This is a genomic window from Mesorhizobium sp. Mes31 (assembly GCF_024519675.1).
Lineage (GTDB): Bacteria > Pseudomonadota > Alphaproteobacteria > Rhizobiales > Rhizobiaceae > Mesorhizobium.
In genome coordinates this window covers 279215-305087 of sequence record NZ_JALJRL010000001.1, presented here as the reverse complement: position 1 = coordinate 305087, position 25873 = coordinate 279215, and the positions used below count along the sequence as shown (strand labels likewise).

At 64.5% G+C, this 25873-nt stretch carries 21 protein-coding genes; 9 read left to right on the top strand and 12 right to left on the bottom strand.

Annotation, left to right across the window (positions count from 1 at the left end; translation table 11 throughout):
* Positions 1–66: 66 nt before the first annotated feature.
* Both NR193_RS01380 and cueR read right to left on the bottom strand, forming a co-directional pair.
* A complete protein-coding gene (locus tag NR193_RS01380) occupies positions 67–489 on the bottom strand; it encodes an OsmC family protein (protein WP_256749100.1) in 423 nt (140 codons plus the stop codon).
* A gap of 51 nt (positions 490–540) precedes the next feature.
* On the bottom strand, positions 541–957 hold the full coding sequence (cueR, locus tag NR193_RS01375) for a Cu(I)-responsive transcriptional regulator (RefSeq protein WP_256749099.1): 417 nt from the start codon (positions 955–957) through the stop codon (positions 541–543).
* 222 nt (positions 958–1179) lie between these two features.
* Between cueR and NR193_RS01370 the strand changes: the two genes are divergently transcribed.
* Positions 1180–1797 carry a L,D-transpeptidase gene (locus tag NR193_RS01370; RefSeq protein WP_256749098.1) on the top strand — a complete coding sequence of 206 codons (618 nt, stop codon included), beginning with the start codon at positions 1180–1182 and terminating at the stop codon, positions 1795–1797.
* 169 nt (positions 1798–1966) lie between these two features.
* Here the strand turns inward: NR193_RS01370 and NR193_RS01365 are convergent, their stop codons facing one another.
* The 6 genes from NR193_RS01365 to NR193_RS01340 all read right to left on the bottom strand — a co-directional run bounded on the left by NR193_RS01365 (position 1967) and on the right by NR193_RS01340 (position 9853).
* Positions 1967–2536, bottom strand: coding sequence for a NifU family protein (locus NR193_RS01365; RefSeq protein WP_091581039.1), 570 nt, complete (start codon positions 2534–2536; stop codon positions 1967–1969).
* A gap of 185 nt (positions 2537–2721) precedes the next feature.
* The gene (locus NR193_RS01360; protein WP_091580652.1) at positions 2722–3213 is read right to left on the bottom strand and encodes a universal stress protein; all 492 of its coding nucleotides are present in this window, start codon (positions 3211–3213) and stop codon (positions 2722–2724) included.
* 104 nt (positions 3214–3317) lie between these two features.
* Complete coding sequence (gene trpS, locus NR193_RS01355; RefSeq protein WP_256749097.1) at positions 3318–4385, bottom strand: tryptophan--tRNA ligase; 1068 nt, start codon at positions 4383–4385, stop codon at positions 3318–3320.
* A 117-nt stretch (positions 4386–4502) separates the two neighbouring features.
* On the bottom strand, positions 4503–6110 hold the full coding sequence (gene murJ, locus NR193_RS01350) for a murein biosynthesis integral membrane protein MurJ (protein ID WP_256749096.1): 1608 nt from the start codon (positions 6108–6110) through the stop codon (positions 4503–4505).
* Positions 6111–6156: 46 nt separating this feature from the next.
* Positions 6157–8958, bottom strand: coding sequence for a [protein-PII] uridylyltransferase (locus tag NR193_RS01345; protein WP_256749095.1), 2802 nt, complete (start codon positions 8956–8958; stop codon positions 6157–6159).
* 91 nt (positions 8959–9049) lie between these two features.
* The gene (locus NR193_RS01340) at positions 9050–9853 is read right to left on the bottom strand and encodes a glycosyltransferase family 25 protein (protein ID WP_256749094.1); all 804 of its coding nucleotides are present in this window, start codon (positions 9851–9853) and stop codon (positions 9050–9052) included.
* 193 nt (positions 9854–10046) lie between these two features.
* Between NR193_RS01340 and NR193_RS01335 the strand changes: the two genes are divergently transcribed.
* From NR193_RS01335 to NR193_RS01325, 3 genes are all read left to right on the top strand, one after another.
* Positions 10047–12548, top strand: a complete 2502-nt coding sequence (locus NR193_RS01335; RefSeq protein ID WP_256749093.1) for a heavy metal translocating P-type ATPase — start codon at positions 10047–10049, stop codon at positions 12546–12548.
* A 42-nt stretch (positions 12549–12590) separates the two neighbouring features.
* Positions 12591–12980, top strand: a complete 390-nt coding sequence (locus NR193_RS01330) for a DUF305 domain-containing protein (RefSeq protein ID WP_091580637.1) — start codon at positions 12591–12593, stop codon at positions 12978–12980.
* A 94-nt stretch (positions 12981–13074) separates the two neighbouring features.
* Positions 13075–13920 (top strand): aldo/keto reductase, encoded by an 846-nt coding sequence (locus NR193_RS01325; protein ID WP_256749092.1) that lies wholly within the window; start codon positions 13075–13077, stop codon positions 13918–13920.
* A gap of 35 nt (positions 13921–13955) precedes the next feature.
* On the opposite strand, the gene NR193_RS01320 is transcribed toward NR193_RS01325, so the two are convergent.
* Complete coding sequence (locus NR193_RS01320) at positions 13956–14330, bottom strand: helix-turn-helix domain-containing protein (protein WP_256749091.1); 375 nt, start codon at positions 14328–14330, stop codon at positions 13956–13958.
* A 95-nt stretch (positions 14331–14425) separates the two neighbouring features.
* On the opposite strand from NR193_RS01320, the gene NR193_RS01315 reads away from it, so the two are divergent.
* Positions 14426–14806 (top strand): DoxX family protein, encoded by a 381-nt coding sequence (locus tag NR193_RS01315; protein ID WP_256749090.1) that lies wholly within the window; start codon positions 14426–14428, stop codon positions 14804–14806.
* A gap of 129 nt (positions 14807–14935) precedes the next feature.
* On the opposite strand, the gene mutS is transcribed toward NR193_RS01315, so the two are convergent.
* Positions 14936–17653 (bottom strand): DNA mismatch repair protein MutS, encoded by a 2718-nt coding sequence (gene mutS / locus NR193_RS01310; protein WP_256749089.1) that lies wholly within the window; start codon positions 17651–17653, stop codon positions 14936–14938.
* 214 nt (positions 17654–17867) lie between these two features.
* On the opposite strand from mutS, the gene NR193_RS01305 reads away from it, so the two are divergent.
* Both NR193_RS01305 and NR193_RS01300 read left to right on the top strand, forming a co-directional pair.
* On the top strand, positions 17868–20147 hold the full coding sequence (locus NR193_RS01305; RefSeq protein ID WP_256749088.1) for an NADP-dependent malic enzyme: 2280 nt from the start codon (positions 17868–17870) through the stop codon (positions 20145–20147).
* A 190-nt stretch (positions 20148–20337) separates the two neighbouring features.
* Positions 20338–21429, top strand: a complete 1092-nt coding sequence (locus tag NR193_RS01300; RefSeq protein WP_256749087.1) for a sensor domain-containing diguanylate cyclase — start codon at positions 20338–20340, stop codon at positions 21427–21429.
* Between the two features lie 231 nt (positions 21430–21660).
* Here NR193_RS01300 and NR193_RS01295 read toward each other — a convergent pair whose 3' ends face one another.
* Both NR193_RS01295 and NR193_RS01290 read right to left on the bottom strand, forming a co-directional pair.
* Positions 21661–22383 carry an antitoxin Xre/MbcA/ParS toxin-binding domain-containing protein gene (locus tag NR193_RS01295; protein WP_256749086.1) on the bottom strand — a complete coding sequence of 241 codons (723 nt, stop codon included), beginning with the start codon at positions 22381–22383 and terminating at the stop codon, positions 21661–21663.
* 398 nt (positions 22384–22781) lie between these two features.
* Entirely contained in the window at positions 22782–23774 is a 993-nt protein-coding gene (locus NR193_RS01290) for an adenosine kinase (RefSeq protein ID WP_256749085.1), read from the bottom strand.
* A gap of 243 nt (positions 23775–24017) precedes the next feature.
* Here NR193_RS01290 and NR193_RS01285 point away from each other — a divergent pair, with 243 nt between their 5' ends.
* Positions 24018–24935, top strand: a complete 918-nt coding sequence (locus NR193_RS01285) for a DMT family transporter (protein ID WP_256749084.1) — start codon at positions 24018–24020, stop codon at positions 24933–24935.
* Between the two features lie 148 nt (positions 24936–25083).
* Positions 25084–25800, top strand: a complete 717-nt coding sequence (locus NR193_RS01280) for a sulfate transporter family protein (RefSeq protein ID WP_256749083.1) — start codon at positions 25084–25086, stop codon at positions 25798–25800.
* Positions 25801–25873: the final 73 nt, after the last annotated feature.

Below are 25873 nucleotides of genomic sequence, written 5' to 3'. Positions count from 1 at the left end.
TTGATCAACGCGACAATGGGGAAGTAGAGCAGTCGGCCGGCGCGGCCAGAGGCGGAAGGAATTGGGTCAATCGAACGTCCGCGCCGCGTTCGTTTCGATGCTGACCGGCACGCCCTGCCGCAGCGAATTGCTGACCGTGGAAATAGCTCCGGCCCTTGCAATGATTTGCGCCGGATCAGAGCCATCCAATGTCTGACAGGCGACCACCATGGTTGCCGTGGTCGCCAGCAAGGGCTGGCCCTCGAGAGTGAGCGTCACGGTCACGGCGATTTTTCCAAGTCTCGCGCCCATCTCCTCGGCGACATAGCGAAGGTCGTTGCAGAAGCAGCCGCCGATCGCCAGGGCGAGAAGCTGGCCGCCATTGAAGCCGAGGCCCATCCCGCCGGCCTTGCCTTCGGCCCTGTCGACGATGATCGTGTGGCCGCCGGCCCAGCCCATGGCGGCTTGCGTGTCCTCGATATTGCGCAATTCGACGGTCATCGAGACCATTGGTGGATATCCTCCCTGCTGGCGCCGATAAGGTATCGAGCCGCGCGGTCCCTATGCCGGCGCCGAAGCGGTTTTGTCGCCGAGCGCCCCCGCCATGTCATCAAGGATCGGGCAGTCCGGCCGCTGGTCGCCATGGCAGGCGTGGATCAGCTTCTGCAAGGTCGAGCGCATCGACTGCAGCTCGCGCACCTTCTCCTCGATGGCCGTGACATGCGCGGCTGCAATCTCGCGCACATCATGGCTGGCGCGGCCGCGATCCTGGTAGAGCGCCATCAGCTGCCGGCAATCGTCGATGGAAAAACCGAGGTTGCGCGCGCGGCGCAGAAAGGCAAGCCGGTGGATGTCGTCGCCGGAATAGTCGCGGTAGCCATTGCTGGCGCGCGCCGGAGCGATCAGGCCGATTTCCTCGTAGTAGCGGATGGTCTTGGCCGGCAGGCCTGAACGGTGGGCGGCGTCACCGACATTCATGACGATTTTCCTCGGTTTTTAACGAGCCAGCGAGCTTGGCCCTTTGAATTTCCTTCACAATCCTGTGAGGGCTGTTGCCGAAATGCCATAGTGATACGGTTACCGGCGCGTAAGCCCCACCATATAGGCATCGCGTGCTTGGCAAGCAAAGCAAATGCCAGCATGAATAATGGTGAGAAAGCGGCCGACTCGTGCCGCTGGGGCGGGGCACCGGATCACCTGATGCGCATGAAGTCGTTTGCAATAGTCGCCGCACTGGCGCTTTCCACTGCTATCGCCGGTTGCAGCACCATCGGCTCGCGGATGTTCTCCAACGACTATGGCGCGGTCACCGATGCCGGTTACCAGCTGCCGCGCATCCCGATCGAGAAGGTGCCGATGAAGTATCATCGGCAAGAGGTGAATTACGACACCCAGGAAAAGCCAGGCACGATCATCGTCGATACGCAGAACAAGTTTCTGTACTTCGTCGAGGGCGACGGCCTGGCGATGCGCTACGGCATCGGCGTTGGCCGCGAGGGCTTTGAATGGCACGGCACCGCCCACATCGCGCTGAAGCGCGAGTGGCCGACCTGGACGCCGCCTTCGCAGATGATCCAGCGTCAGCCGGAACTGGCCAAGTTTGCCGGCGGCATGGAGCCTGGTCTGAAGAACCCGCTCGGCGCACGCGCCATGTATCTGTTCAACAAGGGCGGCGACATGGGCTATCGCCTGCATGGCAGCCCGGAATGGAACTCTATCGGCAAGGCAATGTCGTCGGGCTGCATCCGCCTGATGAACCAGGATATTATCGACCTCTATGACCGCACCTCGGTCGGCGCCAAGGTCATTGTTCTTTAGATCATGATCCCGAAAAACCGGTACCGGTTTTCGGAAATCGTGATCAGATAGAGGCAGCTTTCGTACGCGGACCGTCTAGGCAACAACGGACGTCCCAAACAGAAAACCGGGCAATTTGGCCCGGTTTTTTGTTGTCTCTCGATGCTGAATTGGCGCTCGGAAGTGGTCTCTATGAGACCTGCTCGACCTGCTGCACTTCAGGCACGAAATGCCGCAGCAGGTTCTGGATGCCGTGCTTCAGCGTCGCCGTCGATGACGGGCAGCCGGCGCAGGCGCCCTTCATGTGCAGGAAAACCGTGCCGTTCTCGAAGCCGCGGAAGGTGATGTCGCCGCCATCCTGGGCGACAGCCGGGCGCACCCGCGTGTCGAGCAGTTCCTTGATGGTGATGACGAGTTCCTCGTCGGCCTTGTCGTAGAACTCACCGGTCAGGCTGGTTTCGGCGGCAGGGCCGGCCTTGGCCATGACCGGCGCGCCGGACATGAAATGCTCCATGATGGCGCCCAGGATAGCCGGCTTCAGATGCTGCCAGTCGGGGCCATCCTTGGTCACGGTGATGAAGTCGTAGCCGAAGAAGACACCGGTGACGCCCGGAATCTCGAACAGCCGGCCGGCCAGTGGCGAGGCAACGGCGGCACTGTCGGCATCGCGGAAATCGGCGGTGCCTTCCAGAAGCACTTCCTTGCCGGGCAGAAATTTCAGCGTCGCCGGGTTTGGTGTCGATTCGGTCTGGATGAACATGGCCGTCTCCGTGCCCATTCGGGCAACTAGTTTGGAATAATTCTAAATAAGCTCTATTGGCGGGACATTCAAGCGAAACGCGTCGCCGGAATGGCCGGCTGGCGGAATGTTTTTGCGCGCATTGGACAGCTCCACGGCGTGTCGAGATTCAGGTCAGGCCGGCATCACCTGAATATCAATAGATCTCAGGCGAGGCTGTCGATCTCCTCGTCCGACAGGTTCTGCGGCACCACGGTGACCGGGATCGGGAATGCGGCACCCTTGCCGGCGACAGCGCCGACCAGAGGTCCTGGCCCTTCCTTGCCGGCGCCGGCGGCCAGCACCAGGATCGCGATATCCTGGTCTTCCTCGATCAGTTTGTGGATCTCGTCCGTCGGCTTGCCTTCGCGCACCACCATCTCCGGCTCGATGCCAAGTTTCTGGCGCACCTTGTTGGCATAGCTGTCGAGTGCAGCGCGCGCCGTTGCGTTTGCCTCCTCGCGCATGATCTTCTCGACACCCAGCCAGTGCTGGAAATCGTCCGGCTCGATGACATAGAGCAGCACCAGTGTGCCGTTGGTGCTCTGCGCCCGCTTCGAGGCGTAGGCGACGGCGCGTTCGCATTCCGGCGTGTCGTCGATGATCGCCAGGAACTTGCGGCGGTGGCCGGCTTCGCGGCTGAGACGTTTGGAGACCATGTCTATCTACTCGATGAGTTTTCGGCCGCAATCTGCCACCGCGGCCGACCGGCGGCAAGCCGCCGGCCTTGTGCCAGTGTTGGTGCGGTGCACCAACGTCGGGATCAGCCCTGCAGCAGCCCGATGATGTCGCGCACCGTCTTCATCGTCGCTTCGGCGAGCACGCCGGCGCGCTCGCCGCCGTCCTTGAGAACCGCGTCGACATAGGCGCGGTCATCGGAAATGCGGCGCATCTCGCTGGCGATCGGCGCCAGCTTTTCCACCGCCAGATCGGCCAGCGCCGGCTTGAACACCGAAAACTGCTGGCCGGCGAACTCCTTCAGCACGTCGGCCTTCGACATCTCGGCGAGACCGGCATAGATGCCGACCAGGTTTTCCGCCTCGGGCCGGGCGGCCAGGCCGTCCAGTTCGCTCGGCAACGCTTCCGGGTCGGTCTTGGCCTTGCGGATCTTCTTCGAGATGGCATCGGCGTCGTCGGTCAGGTTAATGCGCGACAGATCGGACGGATCCGACTTCGACATCTTCTTCGAGCCATCGCGCAGCGACATGATGCGCGCCGCCGGCCCGCCGATGACCGGTTCGGTCAGCGGGAAATAGCCATTCACCGTCTCTTCGCCGACCTGCATTTCGACACCGACGCCAAGACCGGCGATGCGCGCGGAAAAGTCGTTGTTGAATTTCTGCGCGATGTCGCGGGTCAGTTCCAGATGCTGCTTCTGGTCCTCGCCCACCGGCACGTGCGTGGCGCGGTAGAGCAGGATGTCGGCAGCCATCAGGGAGGGATAGGCGAGCAGGCCGAGCGAGGCGTTCTCGCGGTCCTTGCCGGCCTTGTCCTTGAACTGCGTCATGCGGTTCATCCAGCCGATGCGCGCCACGCAATTGAAGATCCAGGCAAGCTCGGCATGCTGCATGACCCGCGACTGGTTGAAGACGATGTGCTTCTTCGGGTCGATGCCCGAGGCGAGGAACGCCGCGGTGATCGACCGTGTCTGGTCGGCGAGGTCTTCATAGACGAGCTGCGCGGTCAGCGAATGCAGGTCGACGACGCAATAGATGCAGTCGGATGTGTCCTGCAGGGCGACGAATTTCTTGATGGCGCCGAGATAGTTGCCGAGGTGCAGATTGCCGGTCGGCTGGACACCGGAGAAGACGAGTGGCTTGAAGGCGGTCATTGTTGTTCCCTGGGCTTGTGGAGGGCCGTTTCGCGCGCGGCGAAAGTCTTTCGACGGCGCGCTTATGGACGAACACGGCGCTGCGATCAAGACCGGCATCACCGTCGGTTGCCTGGCCTATTCGTCTGCTTCGGGTTTTGCGGCGGGAGGTGTTGCCTTCGCCGTGCCCCGCTTGACGTTGCGCCGGATCATGCCGAAATCGGCACCGCCGGTGACGAAGGCGGCGATGAAGTAGAGCAGCGCCCCACCGGCGACGAGCGACAGAAGCGTCGTCGCCTTGACGATCAGCGGTGAGCCTGGGCCGAGCTTGACGGCGAACCAGTGCTCGGCAAAATAGAGCGCGACCGCCATCACGATCGCCGACAGCACCAGCCGCGGAATGCGCTTCATCAGCGGCACGTCGCGGCCCCAATGGCCACGCCGGATCAGGACGCCGAGCAGCATCAGCGCGTTGACCCAGCCGGCAACGGCCGAGGCGACGGCGATGCCGGGCGCGCCCATCGACGGAAACAGCGTCAGCGCCGTGGTGACGTTGACCCCCACCGAGATGGCGGCAAAGATCATCGGCGTGCGCGTATCCTCGCGGGCGAAATAGCCGGGGGTGAATGCCTTGATCAGCACGAAGGCCGGCAGACCGAGGCCGAAGATCGCCAGGATCGCCGCCACCGTCGGTGTCGAATGGTTGGCGGCGAACGCGCCCCGCTCGTAGACCAGCCGGACGATCGGCTCCGACATGACCCAGAGCGCGGCGGCCGCCGGCAGGGTCAGGAACAGCGTGAACTCGACCGAGCGGTTCTGCAGGTTGGCGGCCTCGATCAGATTGCCTGATTTCAGCGCCCGCGACAGTTCGGGCAACAGCACGATCGCGACCGCGACGCCGACGACGCCGAGCGGCAGCTGGTAGATGCGGTCGGCATAGGCGAGCGAGGACACCGCGCTGTTCTGCGCCGAGGCGATCGCCGTGCCGATCAGCTGGTTGATCTGGGTGATGCCGCCGGTGATCGCCGCCGGCAGCGCCAGGATCAGCAGGCGCTTGACCGCGGGCGTCATTTTCGGCCGGCGGAAGCCGATCGAGATGCCGGCATGGCGCACCGCCACCCAGACGATCGCCAGTTGCACCAGTCCGGCGGCAAGCACGCCCCAGGACAGGCCGAAGCCGACGGTGCGCGCGTCGGCCCCCTTGTACCAGGCATAGGCGAGCACGCCGATCAGGATGATGTTGAGGAACACCGGCGCCACCGCGGCGGCGAAGTAGCGGCGCAGCGAATTCAGCATGCCCGCCATCATGGCGCCCAGCGACATGCAGATCAGGTAGGGGAACATGATCGTCGCCAGCGTCACCGTGGTGTCGAATTTCCCCGGCGTGCTGGCAAAACCCGGCGCCACCAGGTAGCGCACGATCAGCGGCATCGCCAGTTCCATGACGATGGTCAGCGCCAGCAGCGCCGTGAACAGCACGCCGAACACCTCCTCGGAGAAGCGCTTGGCGCCGTCGGTGCCGTGGGTCTCGATCTCCTTGGCGAACAGCGGCACGAAGGCGGCGTTGAAGGCGCCCTCGGCGAACAGCCGGCGAAAGGTGTTGGGAAACTGGAAGGCGGCGTTGAAGGCGTCGGCGATCGGTCCGGTGCCGAGCGCCGCCGCCATCAGCATCTCGCGGCCGAAGCCAAGCGCGCGGCTCATCAGCGTGCCGGAGGCGACCGTTGCGAATTTCTTGACGAGGCTCATAAGTCTGGGAACTGCCTGCGGGATGGGGACAAGGGGATTGTGATCGTCACTCGGCGGCCGCCTTGGCCTTGCCGCCGCGCTCGGGCGCGATGCCTTCGAGCGTCGTCATCAGCCGGTTGCGAATGGTGGCGATGCGCGCCGGGCTGTCGATCTTCTGGCCGGTGAGATCGGTGACATAGAAGGTGTCGATGACCTTCTCGCCGAAGGTGGTGATGTGGGCCGAGGCGATGTCGAGCGACAGGTCGGACAGCGTTCCGGTGATCTCCGACAGCAGCCCGGGCCGGTCCAGACCCTCGACCTCGATGACCGAAAAACGGTTCGACAGCGTGTTGCGGATTTCGGCACGCGGCGGGATCTTGAACACCTTGGCACCGCGCCGCGGCTTGGTGCGCTTCTCGATCATCTCCGGCAGCCAGCTCTTGCCCGACAGCACGTCCTCGATCAGCCGGCCGACGCGCTCGGCGCGCCGGCGCTCGTCCTCGTCGCGGTCGAACTCGCGGGAGATCAGGATGGTGTCCAGGGCGCGGCCATCCGACGTGGTGAAGATCTGCGCGTCGACGATGTTGCCGCCGGCTCCGGCGCAGGCCCCGGCGACAACCGAGAGCAGGCGGGGATGGTCCTGCGCCAGCACGGTGATCTCGGTCACCGCCTCGAACTGGTGGGTCTTGACCATGGTGGCGAGCTTGTTGCCGGCCACGTCGGCTTCGCGGATGAACTCGGCATGGCGCAACTGGTCGGCGAGATCGACGGTCAGCAGGTAATTCTCATAGTGCAGGCCGACATAGCGCTTGCGCGCCTTGTCCGGCCAGTCGGCGAGCGCCTCGGCCAGACGCTCGCGCGCCGCCGCCGTCCGCTGGGCGCGCGACACCTCCGAAAACCCGCCGGTCAGGAGCAGTTCGGTCTCGTAGTAGAGTGTGCGCAGCAACTGGCCCTTCCAGCCGTTCCAGACGCCCGGTCCGACGCCTCTGATGTCGCACACGGTCAGGATCAAAAGCAGCTTCAGCCGCTCCACCGACTGCACGATCGAGGCGAAATCCTCGATCGTCTTGCGGTCGTTGAGGTCGCGGGTCTGCGCCGTCATCGACATCACGAGATGATGCTCGACCAGCCACGCGACCGTTTCGGTGTCGACGGCCGAGAGCCCCATATGCGGACAGATACGGCGGGCGATTCTGGCGCCGGCCTCGGAGTGATCCTCCGGCCTGCCCTTGGCGATGTCGTGCAGGAGCACGGCGACATACAGCGCCTCGCGGCTCTTCCTGAGCCCCGAAATCAGCGTGTGCGACAGCGGGTGGATCTTTTCGCCGTCGCCGCGCTCGATCTCCGCCAGCACGCCGATGCAGCGAATCAGATGCTCGTCCACCGTATAGTGGTGGTACATCGAGAACTGCATCATGGCGACGATCTTGCCGAAATCCGGGATCAGTCTGCCCAGCAGCCCGGCCTCGTTCATGCGCCGCAAATTGAGTTCGGCGTTGCGATCCGAGGTCAGGATGTCGAGGAACAGCCGGTTGGCCTCCTCGTCGCGCCGCAGCGACTTGTTGACCAGGCCAAGCGAGCGGGTCAACAGCTTCAGCGCATCGGGATGGAATTCCAGACCGTGCTTGTCGGCGAACCAGAACAACCTCAGCAGATTGACCGGATCGCGCTGGAAAACCTGGTCGTCGGCGATGTTGATGCGGTGGTTGTCGACGATGAAGTCCGACGTGCCGGCAAGCTTGCGCTTGCGCCGTGAGAAGGTGAGGAAGATGCGGTTGAAGCCCGGCACGTGCTTGGCCTGCTCTTCCTCGAGCGCGGCGCAGAAGATGCGGGTCAGGTCGCCGACATCCTTGGCCACGAGGAAGTAGTGCTTCATGAAACGTTCGACCGCCGACAGCCCGGGATGGCTGGTGTAGCCCAGCCGCTCGGCGATCTCGCGCTGGATGTCGAAATGCAGCCGTTCCTCGGCCTTGCCGGTGAGGAAATGCATGTGGCAGCGCACCGCCCACAGGAAATCCTCGGCCTTCTGGAACTCCCGGTATTCGCCTTCGGTGAAGACGCCCTTGTCGACCAGCTCCTCGCCGGTGCGCACCCGGTAGAAGTACTTGCCGATCCAGAACAGCGTCTGCAGGTCGCGCAGGCCGCCTTTTCCGTCCTTGACGTTGGGCTCGACGAGATAGCGGCTTTCACCAGCCTTGGCATGGCGGTCGTCGCGTTCGGCAAGCTTGGCCTGGACATATTCGGGGCCAGTCGTGCGCACCACCTCATGGTCGAAGCGCAGCATCAGCTCGTCATAGAGCTTGAGCTCGCCCCACAGGAAACGCGCTTCGAGGATTGAGGTCCGGATGGTGATGTCGGTGCGAGACAGGCGCAGGCATTCGTCGATGTTGCGGGTGGCGTGGCCAACCTTGAGCCCGAGGTCCCACAGCATGTAGAGCATGTATTCGACGGTCTGCTCGCCCCACGGCGTCTGCTTGTAGGGCAGCAGGAACAACAGGTCGATGTCGGACCCGGGCGCCAGCGTGCCGCGGCCATAGCCGCCGACCGCGACGACGGCCATGCGCTCCGCCGAAGATGGGTTCTTGACCCGGTAGACATGCGTGACGGCGAAATCGTAAAGCGCCCGGATGATCTCGTCCATGAGATGCGAGAGCCGCGCCGAGCAGGCACTGCCGCCGCCGTCGTCCCTCAGCATGCGTTCGGCGATGGCGCGCCCGTCCGCCAGCCGCCCTTTGAGAAGCTGGAGCACACCGCTGCGCGCGGCCTGTCCCGAGCCGTCCCCGGCCGTGGCCCGGGTCAGCGCGGTCATCTCGCGGCGCAAGGCTTCGCCGTCGATCAGTTCATCGAGCTTCAGGGAGATTTTCGCCATAGGTACCGGTTGGCCTTGCCTTTTGGGCGGCGTCTATAGCGCGTTTTCACGGCGCTGGGTATGGGGCCTGCTGGCAGGCCCGGCAAGCCGCCTATTCCTCTGCCGCGGGCGGATCGAGCGGGATGACCCTATATTGCCGCAACCTGCAGAAATCGATGATCCACTCGACGATCCGCCTGGTCTCTGTCCTTATTTTCTCGGCGATCGGTTTTTTGCGCTTTACGGTCAGCCCGCTCGCGACCCATTCGGCGTCCCGTTCCTCGGAAAGCAGGCTTGGCAGCCTGTCGTCCATGAACTGGTCCTGCGCGCAGAGCGCGGGAACGAGCTGGTAGATCGTCTTGCTGCCCGATGTCGGGAATGCCGGGTTGAAGACGAGATCGTCAGCCGCGGCATTGGTCTGCGCGGTTGCTTCCAGGAGATCGCGTGCCATCTGCCTGGAGAGGACGTAGCCGCCGGTTCCCATGTGGCTCCTGCGGAGCCTGAACACAGAAAAACCATGACCAACGGGAGTCTTTTTCCGCTGGATCATGGTCTTGCTGAAGAATGTTTCGAGCTTGATGGCATCGGCATCCGCTGGAATCCAGCGCGCATCAGCCAGCAAGGCACCCGCTTTCGCGGAAAACACCATGTCATCCTCGAAGATGGCGCCGTAGGGGGCGTCGTCCTGCGCGATGATCGACCAGCAGGCGCGATGACTGTGCATGCAGGCGATCTCGCTGCCGGACAGGTGCCGGATGGCGTACATCGCATGCTGTGGCTGCAGCACCAGGTCGGGATGGTCACGGGCGTCGATTGCAACGATTCGCTCAAAGGCAACGCCGATGCGGGCAAACTCCGCCGTGATATGGGCAAGCCGGTCTGGAGACCGATCGAGGTTGATGACCAGACACTTCATTGTCTAACGAAATCTTTACCATACAGGGACCAGGCGGCGCTTCTAGCATAGGCGGTGCTGCTGCGTGCGAGCTTTTTTGGGGAGGATAGCCACCGTCGGCGCCAATGGGAAAAAATCAAAACAGCCCTTGACCTTCCAGTTACTGGAAGCACTACCTCCAGCACCGAAGCAGAAGGCATCGAGGCACTTCCAAATGACGCATTCAGATCACGATCATCACGCGCATGGCAGCTGCTGCGCGGCAAAAGCCGCGGCTGGCGACACGGGAGTTGTGCGCGATCCGGTATGCGGCATGACCGTCGATCCCGCCGCCGGCAAGCCGACGTCAGAACATGGCGGCCACCTCTATCATTTCTGCAGCGAGCGCTGCCGTTCGAAGTTCGAGGCCGAGCCGGAAGGCTTCCTGACGGCCACCGACCCGGTCTGCGGCATGCTTGTCGACCGCGCCACGGCGAAGCACTTTGTCCGTCACGAAGGCCAGGGCTTCTATTTCTGCTCCGCCGGCTGCAAGGCGAAATTCGAGGCCGAGCCGCAGAAATATCTCGGCGACAGGCCAGCGCCGCAGCCAATGCCCAAGGGCACGCAATACACCTGTCCGATGCACCCCGAGATCATCCGCGACAAGCCCGGCTCCTGCCCGATCTGCGGCATGGCCCTGGAGCCGATGGGCGTGCCGACAGGCGATGAAGGGCCAAATCCCGAACTGGTCGATTTCACCAGGCGGTTCTGGGTGAGCGCGGCCCTGTCGGTCCCGCTTCTGATCATGGCCATGGCGCCCATGATCGGCCTGACGTTTGGAGGCCTGGTCGAGGATCGGACAAAGGTCTGGATCGAGCTGGCCCTGGCGAGTCCGGTGGTGCTTTGGGCCGCCTTCCCCTTCTTCCGTCGCGGCTGGGATTCGATCCTCAACCGCAGCCCCAACATGTGGACGCTGATCTCGCTCGGTGTCGGCGCGGCCTATCTATACAGCGTCGTCGCGACGCTGTTTCCAGATATCTTCCCCCATCAGTTCCGCGGCCATGGTGGTGCGGTGCCGGTTTATTTCGAGGCCGCCGCGGTCATCGTCGCGCTGGTTTTCCTTGGCCAGGTGCTGGAGCTTCGCGCCCGCGAAATGACCGGCTCGGCGATCCGTGCCTTGCTCGATCTCGCGCCGAAGACCGCGCGGCTGATCGCCGCCGACGGTTCGGAAAGCGACGTGCCGCTCGACGCGGTCAAGGCCGGCGACTGCTTGCGCATTCGCCCTGGTGACGCCGTGCCGGTCGATGGCACCGTGCTGGACGGCCGTTCCTCAGTCGACGAATCGATGATCACAGGCGAACCGTTGCCGGTCGAAAAGGCCGAAGGCGATGCGCTGACCGGCGGCACGCTCAACAAGAACGGCTCGCTGATCATGCGTGCCGACCGGATCGGCGCCGAGACCACGCTGGCGCGCATCGTCGAACTCGTCGCCAAGGCGCAGCGCTCGCGTGCGCCGATCCAGGGGCTGGTCGATCGCGTGTCGTTCTACTTTGTCCCGGCCGTCGTTCTTGTCGCGGTCGTGGCCTTCGCCGCCTGGGCGATCTTCGGACCTGAGCCCAGCCTGATCTTCGCCATTGTTTCGGCAGTGTCGGTGCTGATCATCGCCTGTCCTTGCGCGCTCGGCCTCGCCACGCCGATGTCGATCATGACCGCCACCGGGCGCGGGGCGCACGCCGGCGTGCTGATCAAGGAAGCCGCGGCACTCGAGCGCTTTGCCTCGGTCGACACGCTGATCGTCGACAAGACCGGCACCTTGACCGAAGGCCGGCCGCGATTGACCGATGTCGTCGCTGTCGAGGGCGTGGCCGAGAATGAATTGCTGGCGCTTGCGGCCGCTCTAGAAAAAGGCTCGGAGCATCCGCTTGCCGAGGCGATCGTCGAGGGGGCTAGCGCCCGTGGCCTGACGATCGTCGAAGCCAGCGATTTCGAGGCGGTCACCGGCAAGGGCGTTTCCGGCACCGTGTCGGGACAGAAGGTCGCGCTCGGCAACGCGGCGATGATGGCCGATCTCGGCATCGACACCGCATCCATCGCAGCCAGGACGGAGACGCTGCAGGCCGAGGGCAAGACCGTGATGTTTGTTGCCGTCGGCAACAGGCTGGCCGGCATCGTCGTCGTCGCCGATCCGGTCAAGTCAACCACCGCCGAGGCGATCAAGGCGCTGCATGACAGCGGGTTGAGGATCATCATGGCGACCGGCGACAATGAGCGCACGGCCAACGCGATCGCCAGGAGCCTCGGCATCGACGAGGTCCGCGCCGGCCTGTTGCCGGAACAGAAGGCAGCGCTCGTCGAGGAACTGCGCGCCAAGGGCGCCGGCGTCGCCATGGCGGGCGACGGCGTCAACGATGCACCGGCACTTGCCGCTGCCGATGTCGGCATCGCCATGGGCACCGGCGCCGACGTCGCTGTCGAGAGCGCCGGCATCACTCTGGTCAAGGGCGACCTCAACGGCATCGTGCGGGCGCGCACGCTGGCGCGGGCGACGATTGGCAACATCCGCCAGAACCTGTTCTTCGCCTTCCTCTACAACGTGCTTGGCGTGCCGGTCGCCGCCGGCGTGCTCTATCCGCTCACCGGCACGCTTCTGTCGCCGATGCTGGCGGCGGCGGCGATGAGCCTGTCCTCGGTGTCGGTGATATCGAATGCATTGCGGCTGAGAACGTTGAAACTCTGAGCAAAGCCCCCAAATACGAATCCACCCAACAGGAGACCATGAATGACCTTGGCTAAAAAACTCGTGCTGTTGCTGATGGCGGCCGGAATGCTGCTTGCCGTCTTTCTCGAAAGTGTTCCGGCGCAGAGCGAGGAAATGAAACACGACATGGCCGGCATGGCGATGGGCGCGGACAGTCCCTCGACCGACGCCTACAAGGCGGCGATGGACAAGATGCATGGCGACATGATGATCGAATATTCCGGCAACGCCGATGTCGACTTCGTCAGGGGCATGATCCCGCATCACCAGGGTGCCATCGACATGGCCAAGGTCGAGCTCGCCAACGGCAAGGACCCGGAAATCCGCAAACTGGCCGAGGCGGTCATCGCCGCGCAGGAAGCCGAGATCAAGCAGATGCAGGACTGGCTTGCCGCTCATCCCGTGAAGTGAGCCTTCTGCCGATGGCGAAGAGAATCCGGAGGGAACTCGCTCTGGATTTCTCGCCGGGGCTGTGATGCGATCGGGTCCCAACCGGAGCCCCGCCATGCCATCGATCATCAGAACCACCACGCTGCCCGCGGGCGAAGCCGTCCCCATTCTCGGTCAGGGCACCTGGAAGATGGGTGAGGACGCCCGCCGTCGCGCCGATGAGGTTAACGCTCTCAAGCTCGGCCTCGATCTTGGCGTGACGCTGATCGACACCGCCGAAATGTATGCCAGTGGCGGTGCCGAGGAGGTGGTGGCCGAGGCCATTGCCGGGCGCCGCGCCGAGACATTCCTGGTCTCGAAGGTGCTGCCGTCCAACGCCTCGCGCGCCGGCGTCCAGCGCGCCTGCGAAAACAGCCTGAAGCGCCTGCGCACGGACCGCATCGATCTTTACCTGCTGCATTGGCCGGGCAGCGTGCCGTTGACGGAGACGGTGGCGGCCTTCGAGGCTTTGAAGAAGGCCGGCAAGATCCGCCACTGGGGCGTCAGCAATTTCGATACCGACGAGATGCGTGAACTGGCATCGCTGCCGTCCGGCGCCAACGTCCAGACCAACCAGGTGCTCTACAATCTGGTCCGGCGCGGCATCGAGTTCGACCTGGCACCCTGGAGCCGCCAGCGTGGCATTCCGCTGATGGCCTATTCGCCGGTCGAGCAGGGCGCGCTGGCGCGCAATGCCCGGCTCGACGCCGTTGCCGCACGCCACGATGCGACGCCGGCACAAATCGCGCTTGCCTGGGTGATGCATCAGGACGGCGTCATCGCCATCCCCAAGGCCAGCAGCCAGGAGCATGTCCGCCAGAACGTCGCCGCGCTCGACATCAGGCTTACGGCGCAGGATATTGCCGATCTCGACCGTGCCTTCCCGCCGCCGACCCGCAAGCGCGGGCTGGAGATGATCTGAGCGGCGAAGCAAGTCCAGGCGTCGGCTTCGTCCCGCTACGGTTTCTGGCCCGCAGGGCTGCGCTCGAGATGCGTCTTGCCCCATTCCGCCAGGGTACGCAGCACGGTGCCTAACGTCTTGCCGTGATCGGTCAGTGCGTATTCCACCCGCGGCGGCACTTCGGCGAAGATTTTTCGGCTGACGATCCCCTGGCCTTCAAGCTCGCGCAGGTGGGTCGTCAGCATGTGCTGGCTGACACCCGCTATGGCCCGGCGCAGTTCGTTGAACCGGCAAGGGCGTCCGATCAATTGCCAAAGAATGAGGATTTTCCACTTGCCGCCGAGGACGGCCAACGTGGCGTCGATCTCCGGGGGCGGCTCGCGCAACGCGGCTATCCTCTCACATTCCAGAGTGTCGGTAGTGTCGGTCATATTTTCCATACTATACCAGAAAATCCATCCTACTTGTGCTTTCGATGTTGCATCCACATTATCACCAGCACATTCAAATTAACACGGGAATTGTCATGTCGCTGTCTGCATCCGCCCCCGCAAGCCGATGGAAACCGATCGCCTTCTGGGTGCTTAAGATCGCCTTTGCCCTCGCCTTCATAGGGGCCGGATGCGCGAAGCTCTACGGGCTGCCTCAAATGGTCGCCGAGTTCGATACGATTGGGCTGGGACAGTGGTTCCGCTATTTCACCGCGATCATTGAGATCGGCGGCGCCATACTTTTGCTCATCCCGACAACAACGTTCTTTGGTGCGGTCGTGCTGACGGCCGTCTGCATCGGTGCGTTCTTCGCGCAGATATTCTTCCTGCATCAGGACTGGATTCACACGATTGTCATGGGCGCGGTTCTTGCTGCTATCGCGTGGTCGCAGCGCCAGCAGTTTCGGCTTCCATAAACGGCATGGCGGGCCGGCACGAACGGATGGGGGCACCGCCGATGCCGCGCCAGCGTCGAAATGGGCATGCATTGCTACCGGCAGGCGGTGCTGACTTCGGCAATTGATCGCCTGAAACGACGGTCTTGACTACTTCGCCAGTCCCTTCAGCCGGTACAGCGCTTCGAGCGCTTCCCTTGGCGTCATCTCGTCGGGATTGATGTCGCCAAGCGCCGCGCCCAACGCGTCGCTCTTCACCGGCTTCGGCGCTTCGCGCTTCACCGCCACCGAAAACAGCGGCAGGTCGTCGACCAGCCGGTTGGTTTTGCCGGAAACCTCGCCTTCTTCCAGCTGGTGCAGCACTTCCTTGGCCCGGTCGACCACCGCCTCAGGCAGGCCGGCGAGCCGCGCCACCTGCACGCCGTAGGATCGGTCGGCGGCACCCTTGCCGACCTCGTGCAGGAAGACGACGTCGTTTTCCCATTCCTTGACCCGCATGGTGACGTTGTGCAGCCGCGCCAGCTTGCCGGCCAGCGAGGTCATCTCGTGGAAATGGGTGGCGAAGATCGCCCGGCAGCGGTTCTTCTCGTGCAGGTACTCGACAGCCGCCCAGGCGATCGACAGGCCGTCGAAGGTGGCGGTGCCGCGGCCGATCTCGTCGAGGATGACCAGCGCCCGTTCGCCGGCCTGGTTGAGGATCGCCGCCGTCTCGACCATCTCGACCATGAAAGTGGAGCGGCCGCGCGCCAGATCGTCCGAGGCGCCGACGCGCGAGAACAGCCGGTCGACGACGCCGATATGGGCGGACGTCGCCGGCACGAAGGAGCCGGTCTGGGCCAGGATGGCGATCAGCGCGTTCTGCCGCAGGAACGTCGACTTGCCACCCATGTTGGGCCCGGTCAAAAGCCAGATGGCGCCGTTTTTCGCGCTGCCTTCCGGCGACAGGTCGCAATCATTGGCGACGAACGGGCCTTCGCCGGAGCGGCGCAGTGCCTGTTCGACCACCGGATGCCGCCCGCCCGCAATCTCGAAGGCGAGGCTGGAATCCACCAGCGGCCGGCACCAAGCCTCGCTTTCCGACAAAAGCGCGAGCGCCGCCGACACGTCGAGTACGGCGAGCGCATCGGCGCCGGCGCGGATCTTTTCCGCTTCGCCGACCGCTTCCGCCGTCAGCGCGTCGAAGGCGGCCAGTTCGATGCTGAGCGCCCGGTCGGCGGCATTGGCGATCTTTGTCTCGAGTTCGGCGAGTTCGGTCGTGGTGAAACGCATGGCGTTGGCCATGGTCTGACGGTGGATGAAGCGTGCCTTGGCACCATCGCTGCCGGTCATGACCGCGTGATGGTTGGCTGTCACCTCGATGTAATAGCCGAGCACATTGTTGTGCCGGATCTTCAGCGAGCGGATGCCGGTCTCGTCGATCAGCGAGCGCTCCAGCCCGGCGATCACCTTTCGCGATTCGTCGCGCAGCGCCCGCATCTCGTCGAGATCGGCATGGTAGCCGCCGCGCACGAAGCCGCCGTCGCGCTTGAGCAGCGGCAGTTCCTCGCCCAGCGCCTGCGTCAGATGCCGGGCAAGCGCCTGGGGCAGCGCATGAATAGCGGCCAGTGCCGCCGTGAGTTCCAGGGGCAGGGCGGTTGCGGCAAAGATCTGGGCGATGGCGGCTGCCGCCTCGAAGCCGGCGCGCAGCGCCCCGAGGTCGCGCGGGCCACCACGGTTGAGCGCCAGCCGCGACAAAGCGCGCGGCATGTCGGCGACGCTCTTCAGGCTCGACCGCACCGCCTGGCACAGCCGCGTCTCGGAGCGGAAGAACGACACCGAGTCAAGACGCGCGCCGATCGCCGCCGGGTCGGTCAGCGGTGCCATCAGCCGGTCGGCGAGCAGCCTTGCGCCACCGCCGGTCACCGTGCGGTCGATCGCCTTGAACAGCGAACCCTCGCGGCTGCCGGACAGCGTGCGTAAGAGTTCCAGATTGCCGCGCGTCGCCGGATCGATGAACAGGGTCGATCCCTGCTCCTCGCGCTCCGGCCGCGACAGTGGCGGGCGCTCAGCCTTCTGCGTCTTCTCGACATAGGCGATGGCACCCGAGATCGCCGACAGCTCGGCGCGCGAAAAGGCGCCAAAACTGTCCGGCGTCGCCACCTCGAAGAAACGGGCGATGCGCCCGGTGGCCGAGGCAGAATCGAACAGCGAGGGCGGCTGCGGGTTGGCGACGCGGCCGAGCACGTCGAACACCGGCTTCAGCTCCGGATCATGGAACACCGGCTCGGCGACGATCAGTTCGCGCGGATCGACACGGAAGATGTCGGCCAGCAGCCGGTCGGCGGTGGTGTCAGTGACACGGAAAGCGCCGGTCGAAATGTCGATCCAGGCCAGGGCAAAGGAGTGCTCCGCTCCACCCTTCACCCGCCCCAGCGCCATCAGGAAGCTCGATTCCGACGGCGCCAGCAATTTGTCCTCGGTGATGGTGCCCGGCGTCACCAGCCGCACCACGTCGCGCCGCACCACCGATTTGCCGCCGCGTTTCTTGGCCTCGGCCGGATCCTCGATCTGCTCGCAGACGGCAACGCGGAATCCCTGGCCAATCAGCTTCTGCAGATAGTCGTCGGCCGCATGCACCGGCACGCCGCACATCGGAATGTCGTGGCCCTGATGCTTGCCGCGCTTGGTCAGGACGATGCCGAGCGCGCGGCTCGCCTTCTCGGCGTCGTCGAAGAACAGCTCGTAGAAATCGCCCATGCGGTAGAACAGCAGCGAATCCGGGTTCGCTGCCTTGATCTCGATGAACTGCTCCATCATCGGCGTGACGGCGGTGGGCAACGACGTCATCGCCTCGGGAGCTTCGGGCTCGTTCGGGGTGTGCATGTTCATGCGCGGCACGCTAGCAGAAGTGATCGCGCGGTTTAATGCCGGGCCCGCGAAAAGCAGGGGACGACGGAGGCTGTCGCTTGCTGGCATTTGACCTTCGGGCTGCGATTCCCGAGTGCTGGCGGTTTACACGCGGCGGCGCGTGGTCTTAATTCGGAGCGACACAAGGCACCCGCTTCAAGGAGGTGCTGCATAAGGTGAGGAAATCAAGAACATCATGGCCAGGAAAACCGAGAACAACGGTCCGTCCGTCAGCGCGCAGGAAGCGCTCGAATTCCACGCCATGGGTCGCCCCGGCAAGCTGGAGGTCGTCGCCACCAAGCCGATGGCGACGCAGCGTGACCTCAGCCTCGCCTATTCGCCGGGTGTCGCGGTTCCTGTCCTGGCCATCGCCGAGGACCCCAGCCGCGCCTTCGACTACACGACGCGCGGCAACATGGTCGCCGTCATTTCCAACGGCACCGCCATCCTCGGCCTCGGCAATCTCGGCGCGCTGGCCTCCAAGCCGGTCATGGAAGGCAAGGCGGTGCTGTTCAAGCGCTTCGCCGATGTCGATTCCATCGACCTCGAGGTCGACACCGAGGATGCCGACGAGTTCATCAACTGCGTGCGCTTCCTCGGCCCCTCCTTCGGCGGCATCAACCTCGAGGACATCAAGGCGCCGGAGTGCTTCATCATCGAGCAGCGCCTGCGCGAGCTGATGGACATTCCGGTCTTTCACGACGATCAGCACGGCACCGCCATCATCTCGGCCGCCGGCCTGATCAATGCGCTGGAGATCACCGGCCGCGACATGAAGACCACGAAAATGGTCTGCAACGGCGCCGGCGCCGCCGGCATCGCGTGCATCGAGCTCTTGAAGGCGATGGGCTTCGCGCCGGAGAACATCACCTTGTGCGACACCAAGGGCGTCGTCTTCCAGGGCCGCACCGAAGGTATGAACCAGTGGAAGTCGGCGCATGCGATCAAGACCGAGGCGCGCAGCCTCGCCGAGGCGCTCGACGGCGCCGACGTCTTCCTCGGCCTTTCCGCCAAGGGCGCGCTGACCCCGGCCATGGTGCAGTCGATGGCCAAGAACCCGATCATCTTCGCCATGGCCAATCCCGATCCGGAGATCACGCCGGAGGAAGTGACCGAGATCCGCACCGACGCCATCATGGCCACCGGGCGTTCGGACTATCCGAACCAGGTCAACAACGTGCTCGGCTTCCCCTACATCTTCCGTGGCGCGCTGGATGTGCGGGCCACCACCATCAATGACGACATGAAGATCGCCGCCGCCCGCGCGCTGGCAGCACTGGCACGCCAGGACGTACCCGACGACGTTGCCGCCGCCTATCAGGGCAACCGGCCGAAATTCGGTCCCAACTACATCATCCCGGTGCCGTTCGACCCGCGCCTGATCTCGGCCATCCCGATCGCGGTTGCCAAGGCGGCGATGGATTCGGGCGTCGCCCGCAAGCCGATCCTCGACCTCGACCGCTACGCGCAGGAGCTGTCCGCTCGCCGCGATCCGATCGCCTCGACCCTGCAGCGCATCTACGACCGCGTGCGGCGTCAGCCCAAGCGCGTCGTCTTCGCCGAGGGCGAGGAGGAGCAGGTGATGCGCGCCGCCGTCTCCTATGTGAACCAGCGGCTCGGCACCGCCATCCTGCTCGGCCGCGACGACGTCATCAAGGAAAACGGCAAGCACGCCGGCATCGACCTCAACAAGCAAGGCATCGAGATCATCAATGCCCGGCTGTCGCGCCGCAACTCGATCTACACCGACTATCTCTACGAGCGCATGCAGCGGAAGGGCTTCCTGTTCCGCGACTGCCAGCGCCTGATCAACAACGACCGCAACCATTTCGCCGCCTGCATGGTGGCGCTGGGCGACGCCGACGGCATCGTCACCGGCGTCACCCGCAACTATTCCACCGCGCTCGACGACATCCGCCGCGTCATCGACGCCAAGCCCGGCCACCGCGTCATCGGTGTCTCGATCGTGCTGGCGCGCGGCAGAACCGTGCTCGTCGCCGACACCGCCGTGCACGACATGCCGAACGCCGAGCAGATCGCCGACATCGCCGAGGAGGCGGCCGGCTTTGCCCGCCGCATGGGCTACGAGCCGAGGCTTGCCATGCTCGCCTATTCCACCTTCGGCCATCCGCAGGGCGAACGCTCCGAACGCGTCCAGGAAGCCGTGCGCATCCTCGACAAGCGCCGCGTCGATTTCGAATATGACGGCGAGATGGCCGCTGATGTCGCGCTCAATGCCCGCGCCATGGCGCAATATCCGTTCATCCGCCTGACCGGCCCGGCCAACGTGCTGATCATGCCGGCGTTCCACTCGGCCTCGATCTCGACCAAGATGCTGCAGGAACTCGGCGGCTCGACGGTGATCGGCCCGCTGCTGGTTGGCCTGAACAAGCCGGTGCAGATCGTCTCGCTCAACGCCAAGGACTCGGACATCGTCAACATGGCGGCGATCGCGGCGTATACGGCGGGGACGTGACGAACGGTCCGTGCGGCGGACGAATGGCCAGCCAAAGCCAGCGATCCGGCTTTCGACCAGGCAGCCCCGGACGCCGTCGGACCTCGGTCCATAAGGGATTGATAAGATTCAACTGATATAGGGAACCTCTTGCCGACTTGCCGTAACGGCATCTACGGCGCGCTCAGACCGCCAAATGGGGGGTGCGGCCATGAAGCATGACGGAGTTCCTGTATCCACGATCGGCCAGGGTGCCGACCACGACGAGCGGCTGGACGCCCTGCTCAGCATCACCGGCCGCATGGACGGTTATCTCTACCGCTGCCGCAACGACGCGTCCTACACGATGCTCTATATCAGCGACGGCGTTTTCACGGTCAGCGGCTTTCCGCCCACGGATTTCGTGCACAACGCCGTGCGCGACTATGTCTCGGCCATCCACCCGGACGACCTCGCCGCGGTCTATGCCGCCGTCGACGCCGCGCTCGAGGCGCGTTGCAACTGGAACGTCGACTACCGCATCGTGCCGAGGGTCGGCGAGCCGCTCTGGGTTCGCGAGATCGGCGGCGGTGTCTGGGACGATGCCGGCGAACTCGAATTTTTGGAAGGCTTCGTCGTCGACATCAGCGACCGCAAGGTTGTCGAAGACCTCAACGCCCAGCTGCTCCTGGATCTGAAGGCAGCCAACGAGGAACTCTCGGCGCAAAAGCGCGAGATCGAGGTGGCGAAGCAGCAGAGCGACCATTCGGCCAACCACGATGCATTGACCGACCTGCCCAACCGGCGCGCCTTCCACGACGAACTCAAATCGGTGGTCGCCCGCTGCGGCGCCACCGGCGAGGCGGCCGGCCTCCTGTTCATCGACCTCGACCGGTTCAAGGAAGTCAATGACACGCTCGGCCACGAGGCCGGCGATGCGCTGCTGCAGCGCGTGTCGAGCCAGCTTCGCTCGATCCTGCGCAGCGCCGATTTCGTGGCCCGGCTCGGCGGTGACGAATTCGCCTTCCTATTCTCGGGCGACGCCGATCTGGCACAGCAGAAGGCCGTGCGCGTCGCCGAACGCATCCTGGAAAGGTTGCGGATCAAGGTTCCGACGCCCAATGGCGCCATCCAGGTCGGCTGCACCGTTGGCGTGGCCATGTATCCGGCGGAAGCCGCCGATTCCGAAGCGCTGATCGCTCTCGCCGACCGGCTGATGTACATCGGGAAAAAGAGTGGCCGCAACCGTCTGGTCACCGCCAGGGAAATGGCGCCGCAACTGCCATCGTCAGGGCCTCGCCACCCGGTTCGCAAGACGGCCTAGAGCATGATCCCGAAAAGTGGAATCCGGTTTTCGGGAAAGATCATGCTCAAACAAAGAGATAGAGCCCCATCCCGATTCCATCGGGATGGAACAGGCTCTAGCGCCATCAAGGGCGTGCCCAAAAGCCCTTGAACCAGCCCCATCGCCAGCTTGTGCTTGGCGATTCCCGACAGAAGCCACTGGCGGAACCGCTTGATATCGGCCGGGCCGGATTTGGCGTCTGCTCAGGCCTCAGGGCGCTGGATCCGGCGCGAAGGCACGCGCGGCCAGCACCACATCGTCGACCTGGTCCTGACGCAGCAGGTCGATCGGGATGCGGCCGTCGAGCTGCGCCGAGGGGCGGGTCAGCCACAGCCACGCGAGCCTCGGATTGCTGATCAGGGATAGCACCTCGCGCAGACCCGCCACCGGCCTGCCGTCGACGAACTGCGCCAGCGGGAAGACATGCTTGCGGCCGCCCTTGCGCAAGGCGACGACCTCGCCCCGCCTTTGCCAGCGGTGCAATGTCGAGCGGGCGATGCGCAGGTTGTCCTCCAGATAGGTCGAGCCGGCGACGCGGCCGGCCCAGTCCTCGATCAGCATCGATTCGAGGTCGTCGGACTGGCTGCGTGGGGATGAAGAAACAGGTCCATCGATATCCGCCAGCGATGCCGCCGGCAGGCTTGTCGCGGTGCCGGCTTCGCTGCGGCGCGCGGCTTCCGCCGCCAGCGCGCGCACGAACTTCGATGCAAGGCCGGGAAGGTCGGCATGGATGGCGTCGATGGCGCGCTGATGCTTCGGCGACAGCAGGGTGACGGCGGAAGCTATGCTGCCGGCGATCCTGCCGACCGAGACCATGGTGGGCTTGTTGATCGCCTCGTCATAGTGGGCGAGCGCGCGTTCGACTCTCTCCGCGACCATATCCGCGAATTCGTCCTGCCTGATGCCGGTCGTCTGGGTCTGAAATCTGTTCATGCATCTGTCTTTTTGGGCCGCGCGCGCTCCTCCCTCAGCCGCGGCCGAATGTTGAACGTCTAGTGCGGAAAGCGGAAATCGCAGCGGCAACGGATGCAGCGGCCCGACAGCTTGCTGTCTTGCATTTTTTGACACCCCAACTGGCTATGGGCGCCCCGAAATGTCAGTCGCGGGGGCCTCGATTGCGTGTAGGTGCGATGTGTGACAGCTGCGCGACGGTGAGAAGCCGGTTCGCCCTTACCTTCTCCCCCAGGGGGAGAAGGTGGATTGGCGCGCAGCGCCGAGACGGATGAGGGGTGTTGGACGGAACGAGGCGTTGGTGTTTTCTGGAACACCCCTCATCCGACCTCGCTTCGCTCGGCCACCTTCTCCCACAAGGGGAGAAGGGAGAGCCCGCCCTACAGCAGCCCTGCCTGTTCGGCCTCGCGGCGCAAATTCTGCCGCGGCCTGGGACCGATCTGCTGGATCACCAATCCGGCCGCCAGTGAGCCAAGATCGCCGCAGGTCTTGAGGTCGCGGCCTTGCGTGTAGCCGTGCAGGAAACCGGCGGCATAGAGGTCGCCGGCGCCTGTCGTGTCGACCAGTTCCCTGATCGAGGTCGCCTTGATGACCACGGTCTCGTCGCCGCGCACGATCACCGAGCCCTTTTCAGAGCGCGTCACGGCGGCGATCTTGCAATCCTTGCGGATCTGCGCCAGCGCCTCGTCGAACGACGATGTCTGGTAGAGCGACTTGATCTCGTGGCTGTTGGCGAAAACGATGTCGACGGTGCCGGAGCGCATCAGGTCGAGGAACTCGTCGCGGTAGCGGTCGACGCAGAACGAATCCGACAGCGTCATCGACACTTCGCGGCCGGCCGCGTGCGCCAGCTTCGCCGTCTGACGGATCGCTTCCTTGGCGCGCGGCGGGTCCCACAGATAACCCTCGAAATAGGTGACCTTGGCGCCCGAGGCCTTGTCGGCCTCGACATCCTCCGGCCCGAGTTCGACGCAGGCGCCGAGATAGGTGTTCATCGAGCGTTCGCCGTCGGGAGTGACGAAGATCATCGAGCGCGCCGTCGGCGGCTCGCCCTTGAGCGGCCTGGTGTCGAAGGCGACGCCCTGTGCATGGATGTCGTGGGCGTAGATTTCGCCGAGCGCGTCGCTGGAGACCTTGCCGAAGAAGGCGGCGCGTCCGCCGAAGCTGGCGACGCCGGCCGCCGTGTTGCCGGCGCTGCCGCCGGACGCTTCGATCGCCGGGCCCATGCGGCTGTAGAGCAGTTCGGCGCGCTCGGTGTCGATGAGGTTCATCGCGCCCTTGATGATGCCGTTGGTCTCGAGGAATTCCTCGTCGCACTGGGCGATGATGTCGACAATGGCATTGCCGATGCAAAGCACGTCATAATCCGGCATCAAAGTCTCCGCCAAGAATCCGAGCCGGCTTCTTGCCACGCCGGCCGGGCGCGGGTCTAGCGATTCGCAACGGGTTTGCCTAGGGTGCGCTGAGATTCAGGTGATGCCGGTCCGCGAACGGCGGACCCTGGAGCGCGACACGCCAGGCGCTACGACAATTCGACCGTGGCCGAAACATTTCATCGCCGCGTCGCTTACAAGCCTGGTTCAGCCGATCACGTCTCCAAGGCGATCCAAGCCCCCATGTCTACAAAGAACGTGCCGACAAAGAACGATATGACGACCGAGCTGGCACTGCTTGCCGTGCTGGCGGTGCTCTGGGGCGCCTCGTATACCTTCATCAAGATCGGCGTCGAGACGATCCCGCCGGTCACGTTCATTGCCGCCCGCACCTTGATCGCAGGTGGCATCCTGTTCGCCATCATCCGCTGGCGTGGGCTCGCCATGCCGCGCGATGCCGCAAGCTGGCGCCGTTTCGCCTTCCAGGCATGCCTCAACAGTGTTGTGCCGTTCACGCTGATCGCCGCGGCCGAGCGTTCGGTCGATGCCGGCCTCGCCACCATCCTCAATGCGACCTCGCCGATCTTCACCTTCCTGTTGACCGCGCTCATCACCCGCCATGAGCCGGTGACGTTGCGCAAGCTGCTTGGTGTCGGCGCCGGCATAGCCGGCATCTGTCTCATCATCGGCACCGAGGCGCTGGGTGGTCTCGGTCACCAGCTCTGGGCGCAGCTTGCCATCGTCGCGGCAACGATCTGCTATGCCGGTGCGGCGATCTTCGGCCGCGGCTTCAAGGGTCTCGATCCGATGCTCCCCGCGGCCGGCTCGATGCTCAGCGGCGCCATCATGCTCGTGCCGCTCAGTCTTGTGGTTGACCAGCCATGGACGCTGGCACCGTCGTCGTCGTCGATTCTGGCCTTGCTCGGCCTGTCCGTCTTCTCGACCGCATTGGCCTTCGTCATCTATTTCCGCCTGATCCACACGCTGGGCTCGGTCGGCACGACCTCGCAAGCCTATCTGCGCGTGCCGATCGGCGTCGGCATCGGCGCCCTCTTTCTCGGCGAAAGTCTCGGTTCGACGGCATGGCTGGGAATGGCCTTTGTCGTCGCAGGCGTCGCCGCCATGACCATCCCCGTTCGCAAGCCGGCGCTCGCTCGATAGAGCAATTCCAAGAAAAGCGCGTAGCGCTTTCCCTTGGGAATTGCGTCAAAACAAAGAAACTATATGCGCTTGTGCTCGCGCCCTGCGCTGCCTATCTCGGGAGCGTCCGCCCGCTCGGCGGAGTCCGCTGACCTGGGGTTCAAGCACGGTGATTTTCGACGCTGCCCGCACTGCGGCCCTTGAGCTGCTCTCGCCTCCGTTTCGTGCCGTGTTCCTGAAGACGTTGGGCTTGACCCTGCTGGCGCTGGTCGCCTTGTGGGTCGGCCTGACCAGCCTCGTCGAGTGGCTGGCCCTGCCATGGCTCCACGCGCTGTTGCCCGGCATGCCCTCCTGGGCCGGATGGCTGGGCGGTATTGTCGCCGCCATCGCCCTTGCGTTCGGCATGGCGTTGCTCATCGCGCCGGTGACGGCGATTGTCGCCGGCCTGTTTCTCGACGATGTCGCCGAAGTGGTCGAGCGCACCGACTATCCCGGCGACTCGCCCGGCCGCGCCATGCCGGCGCTGCGGTCGCTGGTGCTGTCGATGAGATTCCTCGGCGTCGTCATCCTCGGCAACATCGTCGCCCTGCTGCTTCTGCTGGTACCGGGCGTCAACATCGCCGCCTTCTTCATCGTCAACGGCTACCTCCTCGGGCGTGAGTTCTTCGAATTCGCCGCCATGCGCTTTCGCCCGGAGGCAGAGGCCAGGGCCTTGCGCCGGCACTATGCCGGCACGGTGTTTCTCGGCGGGTTGGTCATATCGGCCTTCCTCGCCGTGCCGCTGCTCAACCTGGTGACGCCATTGTTCGCAGCCGCCATGATGGTGCATCTGCACAAGGCGATTAGCGCGCGGGAAGCGGCCCGGCCTGGATATCGGCGGACGTAGAGCCGCCGGTGACGATCCTGAGCGACTCGTCGCCCTTATGCATGTCGACGACGGCAAGCGTCATGCGACGGGC